Origin of the sequence: Phenylobacterium sp., from assembly GCF_036821595.1 — a bacterium.
Lineage (GTDB): Bacteria > Pseudomonadota > Alphaproteobacteria > Caulobacterales > Caulobacteraceae > Phenylobacterium.
In genome coordinates, this window is sequence record NZ_DAISJG010000169.1 from 1 (window position 1) to 2,048 (window position 2,048).

General features: G+C 72.9%; 3 protein-coding genes. 2 read left to right on the top strand and 1 reads right to left on the bottom strand.

The window, feature by feature from the left end:
- The first annotated feature begins 139 nt into the window (after positions 1 to 139).
- Complete coding sequence (locus V7Z97_RS20285; RefSeq protein ID WP_334165422.1) at positions 140 to 892, top strand: VOC family protein; 753 nt, start codon at positions 140 to 142, stop codon at positions 890 to 892.
- Here V7Z97_RS20285 and V7Z97_RS20290 read toward each other — a convergent pair.
- Complete coding sequence (locus tag V7Z97_RS20290) at positions 889 to 1,113, bottom strand: hypothetical protein (RefSeq protein ID WP_334165425.1); 225 nt, start codon at positions 1,111 to 1,113, stop codon at positions 889 to 891. The genes V7Z97_RS20285 and V7Z97_RS20290 overlap by 4 nt on opposite strands.
- A 45-nt stretch (positions 1,114 to 1,158) precedes the next feature.
- On the opposite strand from V7Z97_RS20290, the gene V7Z97_RS20295 reads away from it, so the two are divergent.
- A partial coding sequence (locus V7Z97_RS20295) for a UbiD family decarboxylase (protein ID WP_334165427.1) occupies positions 1,159 to 2,048 on the top strand: 890 nt, incomplete at its 3' end.

A 2,048-nucleotide genomic window follows, 5' to 3' on the forward strand; every position in this document is an offset into this window, starting at 1 on the left:
ACTACAAGGACTACCCCTGCGTGCTCGCCCGCATGGAGAGCCTGCACCCGGGCTCGTTCCGCAACTTCCTGGAGCGCCGCTGGAAGAAGATCGCGCCGCGCAAGCTGGTCAAGGACCGGGAGAAGGCGGAGGCCTCGTGATGCGGCTTCGCCAGATCGCCCTCGTCGCCCGCGACCTCGACCGCGCCTGCGCCCAGATCCGCGAGGTGCTGGGCCTCGACTACGCCTACGACGATCCCGGGGTCGGCAAGTTCGGCCTCCGGAACGCCGTCTTCCCGGTCGGCGACACCTTCCTGGAGGTCGTCTCGCCGAAGGAGGAGGGCACCACCGCGGGTCGGCTGCTGGCCAAGCGCGGCGGCGACGGCGGCTACATGGTGATCCTGCACGTGGACGACGGCCTGGCGGCCCGGGCACAGGTCGGCCGGGCCGGCGCCCGGGTGATCGAGCAGGCCGACTTCGACGGTGTCGTCATGACCCACATCCACCCCAAGGACATCGGCGGCGCCATCCTCTCCGTGGATTCCATGCCCACCCATGCGGACTGGAAGTGGGGCGGCCCGGTCTGGCGCGACCATGCCCGGACCGACGTCTCGGCCGCCATCGTCGGCGCCGAACTGCAGGGGCCGGACCCCGAGCAGATGGCCTGCCGCTGGGGCGAGGTCCTCGCCCGCGAGCACGAGCGGGCCGGCCAGGGCTGGCGCATCCGGCTCGAGGACGGCGGTGAGCTGCGCTTCGTGCCTGCCCGCGACGGGCGCGGGGAGGGCCTCGCGGCCTTCGACGTGGCGGTGGCCGATCCGGACGCCGTGCGGGCCTCCGCCGCCGCCCGCGGCCTCCTCGACGGGGCCGGCGAGGTCGTGCTGTGCGGGACCCGCGTGCGCCTGGTCGCCGCCTAGAACTCCTCCTCGATCGCCGCCCGGAACTGCTCGAACACCTCCTGGGCGTGTTCCTCGGGCGAGGCGGGCGGCTCGGGCTCGGCGGCGGTCTGGGCCCCGCCGGCCGTGAGCCGGCCGACCACCGCGCCGCCCTGCACCAGGACGATCTCCTCGCCGGCCTCGGCGCCGGTGAGAAGGGCCGCCACCTTCGGCGGCAGGTCGTCGAGGTCGATGCGCGTCATGGACCCAGTCTAGACCTGACCGACCCCGCCCCGTAAACCGCCGCCATGGCGTACCGGTCCCTGCGCGAATTCATCGGCAAGCTGGAGGCGGCGGGCGAGCTGGTCCGCGTCTCCGAGCCCGTCTCCTCGGTCCTCGAGATGACCGAGATCCAGCGACGCCTGCTGGCGACCGGCGGGCCGGCCATCCTGTTCGAGAACGTCGTCCGCGCCGACGGCGAACGCTCGTCCATGCCGTGCCTCGTCAACCTGTTCGGCACGGTGAAGCGGGTGGCCATGGGCGTGACGCTGGAGGGCCGCGAGCGCTCCACCGCCGCCGACCTGCGCGAGGTGGGCGAGCTCCTGGCCTTCCTCCGCGCGCCGGAGCCGCCGCGCGGGCTGAAGGACGCCATGGAGATGCTGCCGCTGGCGAAGACCGTCATGTCGATGCGGCCCAATGTGGTGAAGAAGGCGCCCGTCCAGGAGGTGGTCCTCAAGGGCGACGACGTCGACCTCTCGAAGCTGCCGATCCAGACCTGCTGGCCCGGCGAGCCCGCGCCGCTGATCACCTGGCCGCTGGTGGTCACCAAGGGCCCTTCGGACGCCCGCGAGGACGACTACAACCTCGGCATCTACCGCATGCAGGTGCTGGGCAGGAACCGCACCGTCATGCGCTGGCTCGCCCACCGCGGCGGCGCCCAGCACCACCGCCGGTGGAAGGCCGCCGGCAAGCCCGACGCCCTGCCGGCCTGCGCGGTCATCGGCGCCGACCCCGGCACGATCCTGGCGGCCGTGACGCCGGTCCCGGACACCCTCTCCGAATACCAGTTCGCCGGCCTCATGCGCGGCGCCAAGCTCGACCTCGTGCCCGCCAAGACCGTCCCGCTGATGGTCCCCGCCCAGGCCGAGATCGTGCTGGAGGGCCACGTCCACCTGGACGAGTACGCCGACGAAGGCCC

Coding starts and splice junctions, on each gene's coding strand:
- V7Z97_RS20290 (WP_334165425.1), bottom strand. CDS start 1,113: ATGACGCGCATCGACCTCGACGACCTGCCGCCGAAGGTGGCGGCCCTT.
- V7Z97_RS20285 (WP_334165422.1), top strand. CDS start 140: ATGCGGCTTCGCCAGATCGCCCTCGTCGCCCGCGACCTCGACCGCGCC.